27 protein-coding genes are annotated in these 20,717 nt (G+C 49.2%); 20 read left to right on the forward strand and 7 right to left on the reverse strand.

From position 1 onward, the window contains the following. Positions 1–5 precede the first annotated feature (5 nt). Positions 6–608 (forward strand): hypothetical protein, encoded by a 603-nt coding sequence (locus tag F905_RS11640; protein WP_005180933.1) that lies wholly within the window; start codon positions 6–8, stop codon positions 606–608. Between the two features lie 37 nt (positions 609–645). Next, positions 646–1,365 (forward strand): phosphoribosylaminoimidazolesuccinocarboxamide synthase, encoded by a 720-nt coding sequence (gene purC / locus F905_RS11645; protein WP_005180935.1) that lies wholly within the window; start codon positions 646–648, stop codon positions 1,363–1,365. A gap of 275 nt (positions 1,366–1,640) precedes the next feature. Here purC and F905_RS11650 read toward each other — a convergent pair whose 3' ends face one another. Both F905_RS11650 and F905_RS11655 read right to left on the reverse strand, forming a co-directional pair. Next, the gene (locus tag F905_RS11650; protein ID WP_005180938.1) at positions 1,641–2,909 is read right to left on the reverse strand and encodes a replication-associated recombination protein A; all 1,269 of its coding nucleotides are present in this window, start codon (positions 2,907–2,909) and stop codon (positions 1,641–1,643) included. 174 nt (positions 2,910–3,083) lie between these two features. Then, positions 3,084–3,536: a YcgN family cysteine cluster protein gene (locus F905_RS11655; protein WP_005180940.1), complete on the reverse strand. Its 453-nt coding sequence runs from the start codon at positions 3,534–3,536 to the stop codon at positions 3,084–3,086. 191 nt (positions 3,537–3,727) lie between these two features. Between F905_RS11655 and F905_RS15235 the strand changes: the two genes are divergently transcribed. The 10 genes from F905_RS15235 to F905_RS11705 all read left to right on the forward strand — a co-directional run bounded on the left by F905_RS15235 (position 3,728) and on the right by F905_RS11705 (position 10,583). Continuing rightward, positions 3,728–3,886, forward strand: coding sequence for a DUF1328 domain-containing protein (locus F905_RS15235; protein ID WP_005006601.1), 159 nt, complete (start codon positions 3,728–3,730; stop codon positions 3,884–3,886). Positions 3,887–4,103: 217 nt separating this feature from the next. Further along, positions 4,104–4,841, forward strand: a complete 738-nt coding sequence (locus tag F905_RS11665; RefSeq protein WP_005180941.1) for a dienelactone hydrolase family protein — start codon at positions 4,104–4,106, stop codon at positions 4,839–4,841. A 60-nt stretch (positions 4,842–4,901) separates the two neighbouring features. After that, a complete protein-coding gene (locus F905_RS11670) occupies positions 4,902–5,267 on the forward strand; it encodes an HIT family protein (RefSeq protein ID WP_005180943.1) in 366 nt (121 codons plus the stop codon). 111 nt (positions 5,268–5,378) lie between these two features. After that, positions 5,379–6,413 carry an A/G-specific adenine glycosylase gene (gene mutY, locus F905_RS11675; protein WP_005180944.1) on the forward strand — a complete coding sequence of 345 codons (1,035 nt, stop codon included), beginning with the start codon at positions 5,379–5,381 and terminating at the stop codon, positions 6,411–6,413. Between the two features lie 57 nt (positions 6,414–6,470). Continuing rightward, a complete protein-coding gene (locus F905_RS11680; RefSeq protein ID WP_005180945.1) occupies positions 6,471–7,010 on the forward strand; it encodes a M23 family metallopeptidase in 540 nt (179 codons plus the stop codon). A gap of 19 nt (positions 7,011–7,029) precedes the next feature. Beyond that, a complete protein-coding gene (locus F905_RS11685) occupies positions 7,030–7,275 on the forward strand; it encodes a hypothetical protein (protein WP_005180946.1) in 246 nt (81 codons plus the stop codon). 21 nt (positions 7,276–7,296) lie between these two features. Further along, entirely contained in the window at positions 7,297–7,884 is a 588-nt protein-coding gene (locus F905_RS11690; RefSeq protein WP_005180947.1) for a DNA-3-methyladenine glycosylase I, read from the forward strand. Then, the gene (gene ahr, locus F905_RS11695) at positions 7,881–8,903 is read left to right on the forward strand and encodes an NADPH-dependent aldehyde reductase Ahr (RefSeq protein WP_005180948.1); all 1,023 of its coding nucleotides are present in this window, start codon (positions 7,881–7,883) and stop codon (positions 8,901–8,903) included. Before F905_RS11690 ends, ahr begins: the two co-directional genes overlap by 4 nt. Before the next feature lie 236 nt (positions 8,904–9,139). Continuing rightward, positions 9,140–9,844: a BamJ family beta-barrel-assembly machinery protein gene (locus F905_RS11700; protein ID WP_005180950.1), complete on the forward strand. Its 705-nt coding sequence runs from the start codon at positions 9,140–9,142 to the stop codon at positions 9,842–9,844. A 46-nt stretch (positions 9,845–9,890) separates the two neighbouring features. Further along, the gene (locus F905_RS11705) at positions 9,891–10,583 is read left to right on the forward strand and encodes a BamJ family beta-barrel-assembly machinery protein (protein ID WP_005180951.1); all 693 of its coding nucleotides are present in this window, start codon (positions 9,891–9,893) and stop codon (positions 10,581–10,583) included. 126 nt (positions 10,584–10,709) lie between these two features. Here F905_RS11705 and murJ read toward each other — a convergent pair whose 3' ends face one another. Together murJ and ampD are read right to left on the reverse strand one after the other, a co-directional pair. Beyond that, positions 10,710–12,251, reverse strand: coding sequence for a murein biosynthesis integral membrane protein MurJ (gene murJ, locus F905_RS11710; protein ID WP_005180954.1), 1,542 nt, complete (start codon positions 12,249–12,251; stop codon positions 10,710–10,712). 43 nt (positions 12,252–12,294) lie between these two features. Beyond that, positions 12,295–12,909 (reverse strand): 1,6-anhydro-N-acetylmuramyl-L-alanine amidase AmpD, encoded by a 615-nt coding sequence (gene ampD / locus F905_RS11715; protein ID WP_005180956.1) that lies wholly within the window; start codon positions 12,907–12,909, stop codon positions 12,295–12,297. Between the two features lie 164 nt (positions 12,910–13,073). Between ampD and nadC the strand changes: the two genes are divergently transcribed. Then, on the forward strand, positions 13,074–13,919 hold the full coding sequence (gene nadC / locus F905_RS11720) for a carboxylating nicotinate-nucleotide diphosphorylase (RefSeq protein ID WP_005180958.1): 846 nt from the start codon (positions 13,074–13,076) through the stop codon (positions 13,917–13,919). An 89-nt stretch (positions 13,920–14,008) separates the two neighbouring features. On the opposite strand, the gene F905_RS15715 is transcribed toward nadC, so the two are convergent. Then, positions 14,009–14,140, reverse strand: a complete 132-nt coding sequence (locus F905_RS15715; RefSeq protein WP_005180959.1) for a hypothetical protein — start codon at positions 14,138–14,140, stop codon at positions 14,009–14,011. Positions 14,141–14,330: 190 nt separating this feature from the next. After that, positions 14,331–15,047, reverse strand: coding sequence for a ribonuclease PH (gene rph / locus F905_RS11725; RefSeq protein WP_005180961.1), 717 nt, complete (start codon positions 15,045–15,047; stop codon positions 14,331–14,333). A 208-nt stretch (positions 15,048–15,255) separates the two neighbouring features. Between rph and F905_RS11730 the strand changes: the two genes are divergently transcribed. Next, positions 15,256–15,939 carry a TetR family transcriptional regulator gene (locus F905_RS11730; RefSeq protein ID WP_005180963.1) on the forward strand — a complete coding sequence of 228 codons (684 nt, stop codon included), beginning with the start codon at positions 15,256–15,258 and terminating at the stop codon, positions 15,937–15,939. A gap of 30 nt (positions 15,940–15,969) precedes the next feature. Here F905_RS11730 and F905_RS11735 read toward each other — a convergent pair whose 3' ends face one another. Then, on the reverse strand, positions 15,970–16,587 hold the full coding sequence (locus tag F905_RS11735; RefSeq protein ID WP_005180966.1) for a thiol:disulfide interchange protein DsbA/DsbL: 618 nt from the start codon (positions 16,585–16,587) through the stop codon (positions 15,970–15,972). A 181-nt stretch (positions 16,588–16,768) separates the two neighbouring features. Here F905_RS11735 and ubiG point away from each other — a divergent pair, with 181 nt between their 5' ends. The 6 genes from ubiG to F905_RS11760 all read left to right on the forward strand — a co-directional run bounded on the left by ubiG (position 16,769) and on the right by F905_RS11760 (position 20,498). Then, complete coding sequence (ubiG, locus tag F905_RS11740; RefSeq protein WP_005180969.1) at positions 16,769–17,485, forward strand: bifunctional 2-polyprenyl-6-hydroxyphenol methylase/3-demethylubiquinol 3-O-methyltransferase UbiG; 717 nt, start codon at positions 16,769–16,771, stop codon at positions 17,483–17,485. Then, complete coding sequence (locus F905_RS11745; protein WP_005180972.1) at positions 17,482–18,177, forward strand: HAD family hydrolase; 696 nt, start codon at positions 17,482–17,484, stop codon at positions 18,175–18,177. Before ubiG ends, F905_RS11745 begins: the two co-directional genes overlap by 4 nt. 25 nt (positions 18,178–18,202) lie before the next feature. Next, a complete protein-coding gene (locus F905_RS11750; protein ID WP_005180975.1) occupies positions 18,203–18,949 on the forward strand; it encodes a YciK family oxidoreductase in 747 nt (248 codons plus the stop codon). Positions 18,950–19,120: 171 nt separating this feature from the next. Beyond that, positions 19,121–19,540, forward strand: a complete 420-nt coding sequence (locus tag F905_RS11755; protein WP_005180979.1) for a hypothetical protein — start codon at positions 19,121–19,123, stop codon at positions 19,538–19,540. A gap of 177 nt (positions 19,541–19,717) precedes the next feature. Further along, positions 19,718–19,873 carry a hypothetical protein gene (locus F905_RS15530; RefSeq protein WP_005180980.1) on the forward strand — a complete coding sequence of 52 codons (156 nt, stop codon included), beginning with the start codon at positions 19,718–19,720 and terminating at the stop codon, positions 19,871–19,873. Between the two features lie 229 nt (positions 19,874–20,102). Next, complete coding sequence (locus tag F905_RS11760) at positions 20,103–20,498, forward strand: RcnB family protein (protein ID WP_005180983.1); 396 nt, start codon at positions 20,103–20,105, stop codon at positions 20,496–20,498. Positions 20,499–20,717: the final 219 nt, after the last annotated feature.

The raw sequence follows: 20,717 nt of genomic DNA on the forward strand, positions 1-20,717 counted from the left end.
ATATTATGCAATTACGTTTTGGTTTAATCGCTGCACTTTCAGTGGTAAGTTTGGCAGGTTGTAGTTCTTTAGCCATCAGCAATGGCTCTCTGGATTATAAAGACACCACCACCCTTGCGCCCTTACAATATCCTGAAGGTGCTGTGGCCCGACCAGCAACGCCATTGTATCCTGCACCAACGGTTGACCCACTGGCCATTGAACATGCACCGAAGCTGGAAAACAGCCGTGGCAACCGTTTCGCACTTCCTCGTCCTCCAGCCGTAGAGCCGACTCAGGCCGCTGCTGTACAGGACAACACTGCGCCAGGTCGTCCACAACCGGTTGTAGATGGAAATCAAAATCCACTGCTCAAAATAGATGGAAATTCTGCTACAATTTGGCAGTATACGCTTGCCACACTCAGCAGCCTGAACCATAGCATTATTGGTCAGAGCAAAAACCGTTACGAAGTCACCATCTCGGTCGATCAACAGACCTACGTCTTAAGACTCACCTCTGTCGGTACAAGTAACAACCTGGCTGTGTTCAACGCCGACAACAGTTTTGCAGACAAAGAAAAAGCTGCAGACCTGTTGGCCCAGATTTACCAAAATTGGCCAGCCTAGACATTACTAGGCATTTTTTTCTGAAAAAGGTTCCCTCATGTTAAAACAAACCTTGCTCTATACTGGTAAAGCGAAATCTGTTTATACCACAGATAGTGAAGACCACCTGATTTTAGTCTTTCGTGACGATGCCTCTGCGTTCAATGGCGAAAAGATCGAACAACTAGATCGTAAAGGTAAGGTGAACAACCGTTTTAACGCCTTTATTATGGAAAAACTGGCTGAAGCCGGTATTGAAACGCATTTTGAAAAACTGCTAACCCCAAATGAAGTGCTAGTGAAAAAGCTGAGCATGATTCCGGTTGAATGCGTAATCCGTAACTATGCAGCTGGTTCTCTGTGCCGTCGCCTCGGTGTCGAAGAAGGCAAGGAACTGACCCCGCCAACATTTGAACTGTTCTTTAAAGATGATGCCTTAGGCGATCCAATGGTCAATGAATCTCAAGCGATTGCGCTGGGTTGGGCGACTGCTGAGCAGTTGGCACAAATGAAAGAACTGACTTACAAAGTTAACGATGTACTAAAAGCCCTGTTTGATGCCGGCAACATGATTCTGGTCGATTTCAAACTTGAATTTGGTGTGTTCCACGACCGTATCGTGCTGGGTGATGAATTCTCTCCAGACGGCTGCCGTCTATGGGACAAAGACACCAAGAAAAAACTCGACAAAGACCGTTTCCGTCAAGGTTTAGGCGGCGTGGTTGAAGCCTATGAAGAAGTTGCGGCACGTTTAGGCATCAACCTCGACAATATCTGATCATCTCCAAGATGAACGATAAAAAAACCGGATCAGCTGATCCGGTTTTTTATTGGCTGAGTTTTCTCACTCTCAATCGAAAAAACAAATTCAACTTATAAAAATGATCGTTTTTACATATTTTTAGTTTTGACCTATGCTTAAGCACATAGGCAAGACACGGTAAATTTTACAGTGACTGCCGATCAGTTTCGTTAATCCTCGCGGATGTTCTCTCCCAATCTAACATCCAGTTTGGCCCAATTCATCCCTCTGAATTGGGCTTTTTTTTATTGCTACTGTTGCTGCTGCATCCAGCGCCGCTGCTGTAAACGCTCGGCTTCAACTTCGCGTTTATTGCGCGCCGATTCATACAGCTTGGTGCCTTTTAATTCTGGCGGCAAATAATCCTGCAATACAAAATGCTCCGGATAATTGTGCGGATACAGATAATCCACCCCGTAGCCCTGCTCTTTCATCAGCTTGGTCGGCGCATTACGCAAATGTAACGGTACCGGCAAATTGGCGGTTTTTTCCGCCAAGTCCAGCGCCTTGTTAATGGCCAGATAGGTACTGTTACTTTTGGCACTGGTGGCCAGATAGACTGCACATTGGCCCAGAATAATCCGCGCTTCCGGCATACCAATCACCTGCACTGCGCGGAAACATTCACCGGCCAGCAACAAGGCATTTGGGTTGGAATTGCCAATATCTTCCGAGGCAGCAATTAGCATACGCCGCGCAATAAACAGCGGGTCTTCTCCACCCTTGAGCATGCGCGCCATCCAGTACAGAGTCGCATCCGGGTCACTGCCGCGAATCGACTTAATAAAGGCCGAGACCAGATCATAATGCTGCTCGCCAGATTTGTCGTAACGGGCAATATTCTGCTGCGCCACTTTCACGACCAGGGCATTGTTAATACTGTTTTTTGTGTCCGGCTCAAAGGTGCCGGCAATCAGCTCGAGTAAATTCAGCGCCTTACGTGCATCACCCGCCGCAAACTGCACCAGTGCTTCAAACTCTTCAATCTGGATATAACGTTCTTTTAAGAAGCTATCATTCTGGACAGCCTGGGTCAGCAGCTGCTGGATGGCCTCGGCACTCAGTGCATTTAAGGTATAGACCTGGCAGCGCGACAGCAAGGCACTGTTCACCTCAAAAGACGGGTTTTCCGTGGTGGCACCAATCAGGGTAATTTTGCCCTTCTCGACTGCATTTAATAAGGCATCCTGCTGGGATTTATTAAAGCGGTGAATCTCGTCAATAAACACCACCGGCGTTAGTAAATCGCCGCCATCGGCAATCACTTCACGTAACTCCTTGACCCCGGTATTGAGCGCAGACAGACTGACAAAAGGACGATCAACCGCCTGCGCCAGCAACAAGGCAATGGTGGTTTTTCCAACGCCAGGTGGCCCCCAGAAAATAATCGAGGGCAAATGGCCCTGATCAATCATTTGGCGTAACGGGGCCTGCTCCCCCAGAAGATGATCTTGACCGATAATCTGCGACAGATCGCGCGGGCGCAAACGTTCAGGAAGTGGAATATGGCTGTCTGACATAGAAGGTTTTCTGTACAAAGCTGCGGCTGAGTGTACTATGTTATGGCAAAATGCAGTATTTCAATAGCCGATTTTTTAGCGCTTGCTGCGGCAAACTGAGTCTAAATGTAGGCAGTTGTTTTATCAGGTTTAAATCGCCAATTTTGCTCTTAAAGATACAGACGGCCTAAAAACTTAACGTACCCAGCGCACAATATAGTCTTCTATTTCTTCTTCATTGACTTCCGTTTCAGAAATACAGCGGCCAGCGGCCGATTTTTTGGCGCGAATCACGCTCTGACGTGAACCGGTATTTAAATAATGCCAGGACGGCAGGTTTTTACCTTCTTTTAAACGGCGATAGGCACAGCTTGGCGGTAGCCAGTGAATACTGTCCAGCTTTTCCGGCGTCAGCTGAATACAGTCCGGCACCTGTTGCTGCCGGCTCGGATAGTCCGAACAGCGGGCAGTCGTACAATCCAGCAGCTTGCAGGCCACTTTGGTGTAAGCGACTTCATGACTGTCTTCATCTTCCAGTTTAACCAGGCAACATAAGCCGCAGCCATCACACAGCGCTTCCCATTCTGCCTGGGTTAAGGCTGTTAACGGATAGTTTTTCCAGAATTGGGGACGAAGCTGATCAGACATGATGCACAACACTACAAAATAACCGGTCTATTATAACAGTCTTCTACAAAAGCATGTGCTATGTCATAGATACAATAAAATCATAGACTTAAATAAATAGTTGAACACTTAATAAACAAAAGCAAAACAATCAAATCAGCAACTTGCCCCTATACTTGATCAAGAAGTATAAAAACACATGGAGAAAAATTATGTTTCGTTGGGCCATTATCTTCGCTGTAATCGCACTTATTGCCAGTCTACTCGGTTTCGGTGGTGTCGCTGGTTTATCTAAAGATTTCGCGGTCATTCTGCTGGTTATTGCTGTTATTCTGGCAATTGTCGGCTTCCTGTCCCGCGGCAAGGTATAGTTTCTTATACCCTGACCCTCACAAAAAAGAAGGATGCAAATCCTTCTTTTTTTATGCCTGTGTTTAGAGCAGTAATGGATACAGACCTATTATTCTTTGAAAAATAACTTAAAAATATTTTCTCACATTTGTTTAGGCCCATTGAAATGTTTTTCAAACCGCTGTCTCATTTTTATGTTTTAATCGAATTATTTCAAAAAACACAAGGATTGGACGCATGACTTTAGCAATCAAAACTCGCGAAATTCAGTATACGGCGGCAGATGGTAGCCAGTTGGTCGGTTATTTTGCTGCACCCGAAACCGATGCACCAGTCGCGGGTGTGATTGTGGCACCGGAATGGTGGGGCCGAAATGAATATATTGAACAGCGTACCCGCGAACTGGCAGAACACGGTTATGCCGCCTTGGCCATTGATATGTATGGCGACAAGAAAAATACCACCACGGCTGCCCAGGCCAATGAGTGGATGAGCCAGACCTTTGAAGACCCGAATACCATTGTGACTCGTGCGTCTGCGGCTTTGGACACTTTAGCTGCCCAACCGGAAGTAAATCAGGCTAAACTGGCAGCCATTGGCTTCTGTTATGGCGGCAAAGTGGTGCTGGATTTGGCCCGTTCAGGCGCCAACCTGCAAGCCGTTGCGACTTTCCATGCCATTCTGGCGGCCAGAGAACCGGCGCAGGAAGGCAAGGTACAGGCAGAAATTCTGGTGCTGCATGGTGAACTGGACAGCATGGTAACGCTGGATGATGTGGCCAGCTTCCGTGAAGAAATGCACGCTGCCCAGGTAGAACATGACGTGATTGTGTTTGAAGATGCCAAGCACGGCTTTAGTAACCCGCTGGCCGATGAACGTGCCAAAGCCAATGGCGTCGACCTCGGCTATAGCCCGATAGCAGAACAGCAAAGCCTGGATGCCATGTACCAATTATTACAACGCCGTTTGGCCTGATTCTGGCATGAGGCCATATATATTGAAAAAGATTAATGAATTTGAATAGAGGATAGAAGAATGACCGAACAAGACTGCCCATATTGCAACTTTGATGAATATGATGTCATTGCCAAAAATGATTATGGCGTGATTCTACCTGAACCGAACGCATTGTCTAAAGGCCACTGTGTCATTATCCCTCTACGTCATGTCAGTTCTTTTTTTGATGTCACCGACAAAGAACGTAAAAGCCTGATGTCGCTGCTGGAACTGGCGCGGAATGAATTACAGCTGCGCCATCAACCGGCGGGCTTTCATGTCGGCTTTAACGATGGTGATGTGTTTGGCAGCCCATCGCAGCATTTGCATATCCACATTATTCCACGCTATGAAGGTCAAATCCTCAAGCTGGACCAACGCTGGGGGATGAGCGGCAGCATCTAAGCCTTGCCGCGACCAAAACAGAAGGTGATGCCGCGGCATCACCTTTTTTATTGCCTGCTGCATCGGCAAGATTTGGGTATACTAGGCGACTGCTTAACAGTTCCGGTTCTCATGTCTGCCTTTTCTTTTTCCCATGCCCTGCTTTCCTGGTTTGATGTACACGGTCGCCATGACCTGCCCTGGCAGGTGGCCGATAACCCGTATAAAGTCTGGGTATCGGAAATCATGCTGCAGCAGACCCAGGTCAAAACCGTGCTGCAATATTTCGAGCGCTTTATTCAGCGTTTTCCCGATGTGGAAAGCTTAGGCCGTGCCTCCTGGGATGAAGTGGCGCCATACTGGGCCGGACTCGGTTACTATGCCCGGGCACGCAATCTGCATAAAGCGGCCGGCATAGTGGCCCAGCAAGGACATTTTCCGGAAAATCTGGAACAGTGGATGGCCCTGCCCGGCATTGGCCGCTCGACCGCAGGCGCACTGATGTCTTTGGGTCTCAGACAATACGGCGTAATTATGGATGGCAACGTCAAACGGGTGCTGGCGCGCTTTTTTGCCATTGAAGATGATCTGTCCAAACCGGTACATGAACGGGCCTTGTGGCAGCTGGCAGAACAGCTGTGTCCGACCGAGCGTAATCATGACTACACCCAGGCGATTATGGACCTCGGTGCCACCATCTGTACCCCGAAAAAACCCTTATGTCTGTACTGCCCGATGCAGCAGCACTGCAAGGCCCATCAGCAGGGCCTAGAAGCCGAATTACCATTTAAAAAACCGAAAAAAGCCGTGCCTGTGAGACAGGCCCAGGTATTGCTCTTACACAGTGATGGCCAGTGGCTATGGCAGCAGCGACCGAATAGCGGTCTCTGGGGCGGATTATGGTGCCTGCCGATTATTGATGATCCAGCGCAGTTTCAGGCGCTCTGTCAGCGTCTGGGCCTGAAACAGCGACAACAGCAGCTGCAGATTTCACACAGCTTTACCCACTTTACCTGGCTGCTGGATGCCAGTGTAATTCCGGTCGAACCGGACCAGCAGGAAAATCTGGCGATTGAGCTGGACGCCGAATGGATGACGCCGGCACAGGCTACTGCACGTGGACTGCCGACCGCCATGAAAAAATTGATCTCGGCCGCCGATCTATGACATAGTCAAAGACTGGAATTCGAATACCATCGACATAATAATCATCAGGGAGATGCTGTGCTTCGCTCGATTTCACTCTGCTGTGTTTTCTTCAGTCTGATTCTGCTAGCAGCCTGTACCTCGGCACCGAAAAAACCTGCGGCGCCCCTACCGCCGGCCATGGTCAAAAAACTGCAGCACATGCCACTTAAAACCCGCTTGCCAGTGCCGGTACAGGGCGTCAAACGTCAGCACTTGCAAGATACCTGGGGCGCGTCACGCAGTCGCGGTCGCCTGCATGAAGGCATTGATATTCTAGCGCCACGCGGCAGCAAGGTGTACAGCGCCACCGAAGGCCTCATTGCCGACTTACGCAATAACAATTTGGGTGGTAAAGTGGTATGGATTCTGGGACCGGGCGGCAGCTGGCATTATTATGCCCATCTGGACCGGCATAAACGTGGCCTGAAGGTCGGAGATTATGTCAAGAAAGGCGATCTCATTGGCTATGTCGGCAATAGCGGCAACGCCCGCCATACCGCGCCGCATCTGCATTATGGCCTGTATTTAAATGGCAAAGGTCGCGGTGCAGTCAATCCCTATCCCTATTTACGTTAGTTTGCTTTAGGAAGTGTACATGTCAGAAGCATTGATCAATCGACTGGTCGAATTTGCCGAATCCGGGAATCAACAGAAAATTATGTTGAACGGCCAGAGTCATCAGGGCTGGATCATGGAAATTACTGAAGATGCACTTCTGATCAGCACCGGCTATGCCGATAAATCCGGCAAGGATGTCTGGATTGCCTTTGCCGATCTGCCTCAGGCGGAATTGTCTTACTGGGATAACCGTCAGGATCAATGGGTTCATTTCCAGCTTTAAACCCGTACAGGAGCATCATCTATGGATCGAACACGCTGCGGCTGGTGCTCCGAAGATCCGCTCTATATCGCCTACCACGACCAGGAATGGGGCCGCCCGCTTCACGATGAAGCGCAGCTGTTTGAAATGCTATGTCTGGAAGGCCAGCAGGCCGGTCTGGCCTGGATTACCGTGCTCAAAAAACGCGAATGTTACCGTCAGCATTTTTTTCAATATTCCATTGCCGATATTGCCGTGTTGTCTGATCAGGCCTTGCAGGACAAATTACAGGATCGCGGATTAATCCGGCATCCGGCCAAACTCGCAGCCATCCGCACCAATGCTCAGGCCTGGCTCCAGCTGCAGCAGCAAGGTATCAATCTGGTCGACTGGCTGTGGCAATTTGTCGATCATCAGCCCGAGCAGCATACCGTGCCCGATTATCGCAGCGCCCCGACCTATACTGCAGCCAGTGTGGCACTGTCTAAAGCTTTAAAAAAGCAGGGCTTTCAATTTGTTGGCCCCACCATCTGTTATGCCTTTATGCAGGCCGTCGGCATGGTCAACGACCATGAAGATCACTGCGCCTTTAAATCTCTTCCCCCTTTAGCCGAGGAGCACTCATCATGAGCAACACTACCATTCGTGCCTATGCCGCCATGCAACCCGGCGAAGCGCTGGTGCCATATCAGTTTGATGCTGGCGAACTGTTGCCGCATCAGGTCGAAGTTCAGGTAGAATATTGTGGCCTGTGCCATTCCGATTTATCGGTGATTAACAATGACTGGCGTTCTTCGGTCTATCCGGTGGTGGCCGGGCATGAAATTATTGGTACCATTGTCCAGTTAGGAAGTGAAGCCAAAGGATTATCTGTGGGCCAGCGCGTTGGCATTGGCTGGACGGCAGAAAGCTGCCAGCACTGTGATCCGTGCCTGTCCGGCCGGCAGGTGCAATGTACCGGCGATAGTGTCGCCACCATTGTCGGACATGCCGGCGGTTTTGCCGATAAGGTCCGCGCCGGCTGGCAATGGGTCATTCCCTTACCGGATGATCTGGATGCGGAAAGTGCCGGCCCGCTGCTCTGTGGCGGTATTACCGTATTTGATCCGATCATTAAGCACCAGATTCAGGCGGTGCATCATGTCGGGGTGATTGGAATTGGCGGCCTTGGGCATATTGCCATTAAACTGCTCAAAGCTTGGGGCTGTGAAATTACGGCCTTCAGTTCCAACCTGGAGAAAACCGCAGAGTTAAAAGCCATGGGCGCCGATCATGTGGTGAATAGCCGTGACAGCGCTGCCCTGAAAGCCCAGCGCGGCAAGTTTGACCTGATTTTAAGTACGGTGAATGTTAGCCTGGACTGGCCGGTATATCTGTCTGCCCTGGCACCAAATGGTACGCTGCATATGCTGGGCCTGACCTTAGAGCCGTTACAGGTCTCGGCTGGTGCGTTAATTGGTGGTGGCAAAGCGGTGACAGGTTCATCGACCGGTTCACCATCGACCTTGCGCCAGTTACTGAAATTTGCCGCCCGCAAACAGCTGGCGCCGCAGGTTGAAGTGTTCCCGATGTCGCAGATTAACGAGGCAATTGAACATTTACATGCTGGCCGGGCGCGTTACCGGGTGGTGCTGAAAGCAGATTTTTAATCTGCTTTGAAGCCAAATCTATAATAGATACAATTACTCACGAATAAATTGGGCCGCCTCTGCGGCTGGCCCCGATTGTATAAAAAATGTGTTAGATATTCAGTCTGTTATGGCATATGCTTAACGATGCGCATATATTAATTAGCCAAACCGAATGATTGATGTCAGCGGTTTGATTCAAAAAGTCTGCTAACATGAAAGCAGCTTTGACACGATAAAATGATTTGAGAAAACCTATGAGTAAAGCCTTACCCATTGCTGTTGCTGTAATTTTAGGCGGTGCTGCACTTGTTCCTGTTTATTATGCAACTCAACACCCTGCCACTGTATCCTCAAAAGCATCTGCAAATGCGTCTGCGGTTGAAAAAATCAGCTATGCATTAGGCTATGAAGTTGCCCATCAAACTCCACCAGAGCTGGACATTAACAGCTTTGTGACTGGTGTCCGTGAAGGTCATGCGCGTCAGCAGCCAGCCTATACTGAAGAAGAATTACAAAAGGCCTATGAACAGTTCCAGCAGGAACTGCAACAAAAACAGGCTGATCAGGCCCAGCAGGCACAAACGGCCAGCGATGCCTTCCTGACTGAAAATGCCAAACAGGCAGGGGTACAAACCACCGCGTCAGGTCTGCAATATAAAATTACCCAGCAAGGCAATGGCAAACAGCCAACGGCCAGCTCTGTGGTAAAAGTACACTACACCGGTAAACTGGTCGATGGCAAAGTATTTGATAGCTCGGTTGAGCGTGGTGAACCAATCGAGTTCCCGTTAAACCAGGTGATTCCAGGCTGGACCGAAGGTCTGCAACTGATGAAAGAAGGCTCGAAAGCCACGCTGTATATCCCGTCACAACTGGGTTATGGCGAACAGGGCGTGCCGGGCATGATTCCACCAAACAGCACCCTGATCTTTGATGTTGAGCTGATTGAAGTAAAATAAAAACAAGGAGAGCCTGGCTCTCCTTCGTTGTTTAGGGACCCATAATATGAAAAAAACGATCACCCTGCTCAGCCTCGCCCTGTGTAGCGCGGCCACACTGGCTCAACCGGTGACCACCAAAAGCTCCACTGAACAGCAGGTGGGCTACAGCTTTGGTTATTTAATGGGGCGCAGCAATGTCGACACCTTAAAAGGTATGGATCTGGATGCCTTTGTGGCGGGCTTAAAAGCCGCCTCACTGGGCCAGCAAGCCAGCCTAAGCGATGAAGACATGGCCCGTATTCTGACCCAGTTCAAAAAGCAGGCCGAAGCCAAACAGCTGATTGAGCTGAAACAGCGCGCTGAAGCCAATGACATGATTGGCAAGGCCTTTCTGGCAGAAAACTCGCGTAAGGATGGGGTGAAAGTCACTTCATCGGGGCTGCAATATCTGGTCTTGCAATCCGGTTCCGGAAAAAAACCGAAGGCCAGCTCCAAAGTACGCGTGCATTATGAAGGCCGCCTGATTGATGGCACCGTGTTTGATAGCTCGATGGCGCGTCAGCAACCGGCTGAATTTCAGGTCACACAAGTCATTCAGGGCTGGACCGAAGGGCTGCAACTGATGCGTGAAGGAGCCAAATACCGCTTCTTTATTCCAGCGAATCTGGGCTATGGCCAGATTGGTTCTGGCGATGCGATTGAACCGAACAGCACCCTGATTTTTGATGTCGAACTGCTGGAAGTGATCAATAAATAAAGATGCTTGTGCTGCTCATGCAGCCTCATCTTTCAATAAAAGCCCATAAAAAAACCCTTTGAGACTCAACGGCTCAAAGGGTTCTTTTATAGGAGCTGAACATCTTTCGCGTTCAGCTCTCAGTAATTAAGGTTTTAAATGACGCGGTCTAAAACCAGTGGCCAGCAGACCAAGAGCATACGCTGCCACACCCACCACACACAGCAGCAAAACTTCCAGCACGCGCATCCATTGCGATACATCACCGTTATACCAGCTCAAGGCGTACCATAAGGCAGCCACCATCACCGCATTGGCCGTGCCAAACTGGAACAGCAGTTTTTTCCAGTGCCCACCAAAACGGAAAATATCGCGTTTATGCAAATAGAAATACAGCATACCGGCATTGACCAGCGCGGAACCTGAAGATGCCAGTGCCAGCGCCATGTGCTCGGCTTCCCAGTCAATCAGTTTAAACAGCCCAATAAACACCACGTTTAAAATGGCATTGGCTGCCACCGCCATTAAACCGACCCGAACCGGGGTGCGGGTATCCTGCTGGGCATAAAAGCCCGGAGCAAAAACTTTAATCAGCATAAAGGCAATGACCCCGGCACTCATACATTGCAGGGCCAAGGCCGTCATCTGGGTATCTTCCCAGGTGAACTGGCCGCGCTGGAACAGGGCCTGAATAATTGGGGTCGACAGCATAAACAGTGCAATACTGGCAGGCACACCAGCCAGCACAATAATTTTCGCCGCCCAGTCCATCATGCTACGGAATTTTTCCTGATTCTGCTCGGCATGGCGCGCCGACAAGGATGGTAAAATCACCGTACCAATTGCCACCCCAATCAGGCCCAGCGGCAACTCGGTCATCCGTTCGGCACTGTACAGCCACGATACCGAACCATCCTGCATAAATGACGCCCAGATGGTGTTCAGCAACAGGTTAATCTGGGTCACCGACACCCCAAACAGGGCCGGCAGCATCAGCTTCATAATGCGTTCGACGCCTTCATGCTTGAAGTCGATTTTTGGCGGAATCAGCAGCTTTTTACGCCACAATTCCGGAATCTGGATCGCCAGCTGCAAGGCTCCGGCAATAATCACCGCCCAGCCCAAGGCCATAATCGGCTCGGCCATATACGGCGTTAGCCACAGGGCTCCGGCAATCATGGCCAGATTCAGCAACACCGGTGCAAAGGCCGGCGTGGTAAAGGAGCCATAACTGTTTAAGATGCTGCTGGCAAAAGCGGTCAGCGACATAAACAGCAAATAGGGAATGGTCAGGCGGAACATGTCCGTGGCCAGCGCAAATTTTTCCGGATCACTATGGAAACCCGGCGCATAAACGTACATCACCGCCGGCGCCGCCACCATAGCAGCCAGTGTCAGCAGGCTCATCACCGAGGCCAGACAGCCAAACACCCGGCTAATCAGAATCTGCACTTCGGCATGGGTGCGGCTGGTTTTATATTCGGTCAGAACCGGAATAAAGGCCTGGGAAAATGCCCCTTCAGCAAACAGTCGCCTGAAAAAGTTCGGGATACGAAAGGCCACCACAAAGGTATCGAAATCCTTTCCCGCACCAAATACATTTAATAACACAATATCCCGCACCAGTCCCAACACCCGGGACAGCATGGTCATCGCACTGACAATAAAGGTCGATCGCCAAAGCGCCATCGGAACCACCCAAATAAAAATTTAGCCGCTATTGTAAAGAAACCTAAGCACAAGTTTCGTTATAAATTGATGAAGATGCTGCTTCTATCCTGCTGTTGCAGTCACGCAGTAAAGACCGGAACCGGCTCCAGTCAAAATAAGGTCCCGGATCGGTCTTGCGCCCCGGGGCAATATCGGAATGTCCAGCCAGATGACGCTGGATTTTCGGATAGGCCTGCTGCAAGGCCGACACCACTTCCGCCAGTACCTGATACTGGATCGCTTCAAAGGGCAGATCATCACTGCCTTCCAGTTCAATGCCAATGGAATAATCATTACATTCCGGCTTGGCCAGATAACTGGAACGTCCGGCATGCCAGGCGCGGTCATTGAAATTGACACATTGCAGCACTTCGCCGCTACGCAAAATCAGCAGATGCGCCGAGACCTGCATCCCTTCAATGGTCTGAAAGTAAGGATGCGCCGACCAGTCCAGCCGGTTTTGAAAAAACTGTTCGATATAACCGCCGCCAAACTGTGATGGCGGCAAACTGATATTGTGAATCACCACCAGCTGAATTTCGGTCTGCTGCGGACGCTGGTTAAAATTCGGTGAAGGCACCTGCCGCGCACCTTTTAACTGTCCCTGGATGACCTGAAAAGAAGCCGCCTGCTGCATAGAATGATCCTGATATTTTTTTCAGTATAAAAATTTAGCCCATCCTAAAACTTTCAGCTGAAAATCTCAAATCAGACAAAAAAGCCGCGAAAAAGCGCATCGGGCCAGCCGAACAGTGCTAATATATCGCGCAATTTTCATGGGTAAAGAGATAAGGACAGGCAATGAGCATACCACAATCTTTATTGGAGCAATCTATCCAGATCAATATTCAGCAGGCCCTGCAGGAAGATATTGGCGAGGCAGATATTACCGCTTTACTTACCCCGGAAGATGAACAGGCCACCGCCATCATTATCAGCCGTGAAGACATGGTGCTGGCTGGTCAGCCTTGGGTGAATGCCTTAATCCAGCAATACGATCCAAGCGTTCAGATTGAATGGCTGAAACAGGATGGTGATCGCGTGGCGGCCAATGAAGCCTTTTTAAAGCTGGCCGGTTCTGCGCGCAGTTTATTGACCGTAGAACGCCCTGCCCTTAACTTTGTCCAGACTCTATCGGCCGTGGCCACCAAAACCGCTGAATATGTGAAACAGCTCGATGGCCTGCACACCAAACTGCTGGATACCCGTAAAACCTTGCCGGGTCTGCGGATTGCACAAAAATATGCGGTCACTGTAGGCGGCGGCCAAAACCATCGTCTGGGGCTGTTTGATGCCTTCCTGATTAAAGAAAACCATATTATGGCTGCTGGCGGTATTGCCCAGGCCATTGCCAAAGCCCATCAAATTGCACCGGGCAAACCGGTGGAAGTAGAAGTTGAAACCTGGGATGAGCTGAATCAGGCTCTGGACGCTCAGGCCGATATCGTGATGCTGGATAACTTTAGCCAGCAACAGATGATTGATGCAGTCAAGCATGTGGCCGGTCGCTGCAAACTGGAAGCATCGGGCAATATCACCATTGCCAACCTGCGTGAAGTGGCCAGCACTGGTGTCGATTATATTTCTATGGGCGCTCTGACCAAAGATGTCAAAGCGGTCGATTTATCCATGCGTTTTAATGCTTAATCGCAATTCGATATTTGTCGATAACGAAAAAAGGTGCCTCATGAGGCACCTTTTTTATTCATTTAGGGTGAGTCGATGGCCGCAAGACTTTAATCATCTGCACGGCCGTCGCCATCACGGTCCTGATTCAGCATGGTGCCATCACCATCACGGTCATTGGCCGTATCACACGCGCTTAAACCAAAGGCGCCCATCGCCAGTAAGATCATCAAGTATTTCATGGTACATCCCTCTTTTTTGCTGTTTTAAAAAATCACTGCGAGTTTTAGTAAGCCATGAAGCTCGGTTTCAGCATGTTGGTTTTTGTTATGAAGATGAATCTGCGCACAGGCGCTGGTTACGTTTGCTTTAATCACAAAAAACGCATCCGGAGATGCGTTTTATAAATATATGGTTCTGATCTTGCAGTGCTTACCAGCCTAAGGCTTGTTGCTGCTTTTTGATCAGTTCCTGAATGCCCTGCTCGGCCATTTCCAGCATGGCATTACATTGCAGACGGGTAAATGGTTTATCTTCAGCAGTGCCCTGAATTTCAATAAATTCACCGGCCTGGGTCATCACTACATTCAGGTCAGTCTGGCAGTTTGAATCTTCTTCATAGCACAGGTCCAGCAATACTTCGTCCTGATACATACCGACAGAAATAGCAGCGACCAGACCTTTTAACGGATCCTGTTTAATTTTTTTGCTTTCCAGCAGCACATTCATGGCATCGACCAGCGCCACCGCTGCACCGGTAATCGCGGCAGTACGGGTACCGCCATCGGCCTGAATTACATCACAGTCAATGGTAATGGTATTTTCACCAAGTTTTTTCAGGTCGACCATGGCACGCAGACTGCGGCCAATTAAGCGCTGGATTTCCTGGGTCCGGCCGCTCTGTTTACCCCGTGCTGCTTCACGGTCACTACGCGTATGGGTAGAACGTGGCAACATGCCATATTCTGCAGTTACCCAGCCCTGGCCTTTGCCTTTTAAAAAGCGCGGTACCGAGTTATCAATACTGGCAGTACACAGCACTTTGGTATGACCAAATTCAACCAAGACAGAACCTTCCGCATAACGTGTGTAATTACGGGTAATTTTGACATCACGCAATTGATCTAGGGTACGTTGGTCGATACGCATAAGTTGTCCTTATTTTGACTCAAATAAATTGTCGGCCAGTATAGCAGATGCAAGCGCACAGGTTTTGTCCCCGGGTCGGCTTTTACACAATCTCGCCACAGAAAAGCGGGCCCTGCACAGCCAATGCAACAGCATGGCTGCTGCCCGGGCCGATTCTGCTCTATAATAGCCACAGAGATGAATTTTTAAACAGTATCAGGGATGTGACATGTCGATTCGGGAAGAACGTAAGCAGCAAAGTCGTCAGGCCATTTTAGATGCGGCCCTGACCTTAAGCACTGCCGAGCGCTCTTTTAGCAGCATTAGCTTAAGGGAAATTTCCCGCCATGTCGGGCTGGTGCCGACGGCGTTCTACCGGCATTTTCAGGATATGGATGAACTCGGCGCAGAACTGGTCGATCAGGTGGCGCTGCATTTAAAAAGCATTCTGCATCAGCTGGGTCAGGCCTATTTATATCTGCCCAATGCCAAAACCCGGACCAGCGTCGAACTGTTTTTTCAGGCGGTGGATCAGCATCCGCAGCAATGGATTTTTTTAATTGCCGAGCGTTGGGGCGGCTCGGCCACGGTGCGTCAGGCCATTGCCCGGGAAATCGAGTTTTTAATTGATGATTTTGCCAATGATCTGAAACGGGTAGAAAGCGTGCAGCATTTTGAACATCCGGAAGATTTTAAAGTACTGGCCAATATTTTAATTAACCTGTCCTTTAACTGGGCCATGAGCTGGATTGGCCTCAGTCGCCAATTTGAAGGCGAGGCCTTAAGCCAGCAGCAGCACCAGTTTACCGAGCAGACCATTATCCAGGTGCAATTACTGTTTCGTGGTATCAGCCATTGGGAACGCCCAAGCACCACAATGCATGAAAACGCAGCACTAAAAAACCCGCTTTAAACAGCGGGTTTTTAACATCATGTTGGGCTTTTATTTGGCTTTACGTTCTTTATCGACCAGGTAATTCACCACCTGAATCACTTTGCCGTTATCGCCCGACACCACATATTTACCATTGACCACCACTGCCGGCACACCGGTCAGCTGGTATTGGCGCGCCAGTTTATTGGCCTGTGCCACTTTAGAGGTAATCGCAAAAGAGTTAAACATGCTGTTGAACTTGGCTTCAGGAATACCGTATTTGACAAAGAATTTGGCCTGGGATTTCTGGTCAAAAATCTGCTGGCCTTTGTCATGAATGGCATGGAATAACGGCAAGTGGGTACGTTTACGGACACCCAGTGCTTCCGACACATAATAGCCGCGCGCATTCATTTCCCAGACCTGGTTCATGGCGGCCGGAGTACGCACAAAGTTCACATCTTTTGGCAGCTTACGCAGCCAGGCTTGCATATGCGGCTCCAAGGTAAAGCAGTGGCCACAGCCATACCAGAAGAATTCACGGACTTCAATTTTACCCGGCACATCGACTTTGCCCGGATTGGCCAGTACGCGATAGTCTTGGCCTTCAATAAAATTGGCCGCCCATGCGCCACTTGAAATTGCAAACATTGCGGTTGCAAGGCTACCCAAAAGAAACTTTTTCATTGAACTTATTGTCCTCATAAATCGTTATGATTAGCTTATGCGAACACTATAAATCAATTATGCCGTTTTCGTTTTGCTTCTGTGAACTTTTTTACGGCTTTTATCGCTTTTTCCAGAATAAACGCTACACTAAACAGCATAGACTTTTTGAAATCATAATAACTTGATTGAGGTGACACCAATGTCGCAACTGAATGTTGATCCGCAAGAAATTGCCAAATTTGAAGCATTCGCAGCTATATGGTGGGATCAGCATTCTGAGTTCCGCCCTTTGCATCAAATTAACCCGCTCCGTTTAAACTGGATTGATGAACATTCAGGCGGACTGGCTGGCAAAAAAGTGCTGGATGTCGGTTGTGGCGGCGGCATTCTTTCGGAAAGCATGGCGCGCCGTGGTGCCGATGTACTCGGGATTGATATGGGCGAGGCGCCGCTGAATGTGGCACGTTTACATGCCCAGCAGGAAGGCGTCGAAAATATTGAATATCGCCAGATTCCGGTCGAGCAACTGGCAGAAGAACAGGCTGGCCAGTACGATGTGGTGACCTGTATGGAAATGCTGGAGCATGTACCCGATCCAGCCTCAATTATTCAGGCCTGCCAGAAGCTGGTCAAACCGGGCGGCCATGTGTTCTTCTCGACCATTAACCGTAATCCGAAAGCCTATTTATTTGCGATTATTGGCGCGGAATATGTGCTGCGTATGCTGGCCAAAGGCACGCATGATTATCATAAATTTATCAAGCCGTCCGAACTGGCACACGATATTCGCAATGCCGGCCTGAAACTGAAAGATATGACCGGTTTGCACTATAACCCACTGACCAAACGCTACTGGCTGGCGCCCAATGTTGATGTCAACTATATGGTGCATACCCTGAATGAAGGTGGCCAATGAAAGCGGTTTTATTTGACCTCGACGGCACCTTAATTGATACCGCGGCCGACTTTATCCGTATTATTCAAGACATGTGCCGCGATAAAGGCTGTGACATTGTCGCCGCCGAGCAGATTCGCACCCAGGTCTCTGAAGGCGCACGCGCCATGGTCAAGCTGGTATATCCGGAGCTGGAAGTGGAAGACCCGGTCTTTTTAGGCCATCGCCAGCGCTTTTTAGACCTTTACGGCGCCGATATTGCGGTAGAAACCGACCTGTTTGAAGGCATGTATCCACTGCTAGAGCAGCTGGAACAGCAGCAAATTCCCTGGGGTATTGTCACCAACAAGCCACGCTGGCTCAGTGAAGCGCTGTTAAAAGCCCTGAACCTGACCGAACGCTGTGCGGTACTGGTCTGCCCGGAAGATGTCAGCAAGACCAAACCCGATCCGGAACCGATGTATGTGGCCGCAGCACAGCTGGGACTGGAACCGCAGCAGTGTATTTATGTCGGCGATCATCCACGTGATATTGATGCCGGACGCAATGCCAGCATGTACACCATTCTGGCGGCTTATGGCTATTTACCCTTACAACACAAAGATGACTTAACAGCCTGGCAGGCAGACTGTATAGTGAATAATGTCACAGAATTACATCAGGTCTTGCACCAGATGCTGTCACAGCAACAACAACATTCAATCACTTCATAATTACAGCAAAAAACGGAGGTCGATCATGAAATATTCAGAATATCAACCTCGCCCTGATCTGCTCAAAGATCGCGTGATCCTGATTACAGGTGCGGGCGACGGTATTGGACGTGCAGCCGCGATCAGCTTTGCACTGCACGGCGCAACCGTTGTCCTGCATGGTCGCACCCTGAATAAACTGGAAGTCATCTATGATGAAATTGAAGGTTTAGGCGCGCCGCAGCCAGCCATTCTTCCGCTCCAGCTGTCCAGTGCGTCATCGCGTGATTATGAATTGCTGGTCGATACGCTCGACAAGCAGTTTGGCCGTCTGGATGGCATTTTGCACAATGCCGGCATTCTGGGTGAACGGACCGAACTGGTGCATTATCCGGCTGATGTCTGGGATGATGTGATGGCCGTCAACCTGCGGGCACCCTTTGTCATGACCCAGGAACTGCTGCCTTTACTGGAAAAATCGGCACATGCTTCGGTGGTGTTTGCCAGCTCGGGCGTCGGTCGTGAAGTGCGTGAGCGTTGGGGCGCCTATTCGGTGTCTAAAATTGCCATTGAAGCGGTCAGCAAACTGTTTGCCCAGGAAAATGTGCATCCGAATATCCGTTATAACTGCATTAATCCGGGCGCGACCCGCACCGCCATGCGCGCCAAGGCCTATCCGGATGAAGATCCGAAAACCTTGCCGACACCAGAATCAATCATGCCGGCCTATTTATATTTAATGGGCGATGACAGCCTGCACATGAACGGCCAGAGCATTGATGCACAGGACTAATGCCCTTGCTGTATCCATGAAGGAAGCCCTGTGCTTCCTTTTTTATGCCCATCCATAAAGCTGTAATTGCTCCCACTTTGCGTAAATATACCGGTTTGGGCTTAAGTCGGCTTGAATTTCAGCAAAATTTGCCGATACTAAAGCCCTGTTTCTGATTATCCCGAGATGCCCATGTCTGACTTTAGCAATATCACAGTAACGACCCATGAAGATGGCATGGTGTCTTTATTGATTAATGGTCAAGCCATTTCTGAAAAATACGGCATGAAATTTGAAGCCAGTATTCTCGATGAACTACAGGCACTCGAGACCGGGCAAAACCTGAAACTGTTTGACCAGTTTATCTTTTCGCATACCGATCTGAACTTTGAACATCACTACAGCTATATCACCGGTATTTATAAACAGGCCGAGGACTATGCCGTCTATAAAAACTTTGTCTACCGGATTCTGGTCGATGGCCAAGCCCCGGTCGAGCATGTGATTACCAAACAGGGCCAGCCAATGAGCGCCGAAGATGTACGCGAATTTATTCAGGCGCATATCCAGAAGTCACTGACCGACTATACCGACCTGAAATATGCCTACTAAGCACATGCTTGAATCCAGGACCTGCGGGTCCTTTTTTATGCGCTGCTAAATTTTATACACTACCAGACCATAAATCGTATTTTTAAATCATTTTTATAAAATTATTCGGTTTTTCAAATTGAAACATCCGGCCTATACTGCTACTCAACCGCAATGAATCAATGAAAGGAGCAGCACATGGCCGACCAGCAACGTAAAAATGACATTATCCGTTCCATTGAACACTTACAACTGCCCGCCAGCTTATTGGCTGTACTTGAAGATGGCCAGCAGGCCGAATGTCTGGCCCATGCCATCGACTCCTTGCAGGACTTAAGCCAGCAATGGAACTGACTGCGGGCAGAATCCCGGCAATACGGGCTAGGCTTTTTGCGCCCAATGTTGTATAACCAGTTCACGTGACAACAGATAAGTCTTTCATCATCTGTTACTTTTCCAGCATAATATCCAAAATATCTCTGCTTTCGATAAAGAATTAACGATCTTTCTTCACAGTTTCTCTGCATTTTTTTCGTACAGTAAGACACAGTGAAATAAAAGACGATAAACGAGGTTTTTTCACATGAAAAAGATAGTGACAGTTATGGCGATCTCTTTCAGTGCGTTGCTGGCCAGCGGGATCACTGCGGCTGCACCTCAGTTTGACAATCCGGGACGCGGCTATGAACAGTCACGTCAGCACGGTCAGGGCAAAAAACATCGTGAATATCGTGAATCGAAAGAGGTTTATGAAAAACGCCGCCAGCGTGAAGAACGTGGCTATCAGCGTTTACAGCAGCATAAATGGCAAACCGGTTATGTGATGCCGCAGCATTATCGTGGCAATGGCTACAAAGTCGAATATAAAGAGCATAACCTGCCTAAACCGGACCGTAAGCAGCAATGGTATAAGGTCAATAATGACTATATTCTGGTCAATGCCGATACCCACAGTATTCTTAAAATCCTGTCTTTCTAAGCTGCACTCCGACAGTTTCAGTCCCACTCCTCGGTTGCCCAAACATCGGTTTGGGCTTTTTTATATCAGCACTTCCTCAAACTGCTATTTTCGCTGTAGGTCAGATGCTAGCCGGCTTTCAGGCTCTCCGCTTTTTCTTCATGATTTTCACAATTCATCTCAATTGCTCTCATCCTTTATCTCAACTTTCTGGTTAATTTGAAGGTATTCCAGAGATAT

Source organism: Acinetobacter sp. CIP 53.82 (assembly GCF_000369465.1).
Taxonomy (GTDB): Bacteria; Pseudomonadota; Gammaproteobacteria; order Pseudomonadales; family Moraxellaceae; genus Acinetobacter; species Acinetobacter indicus.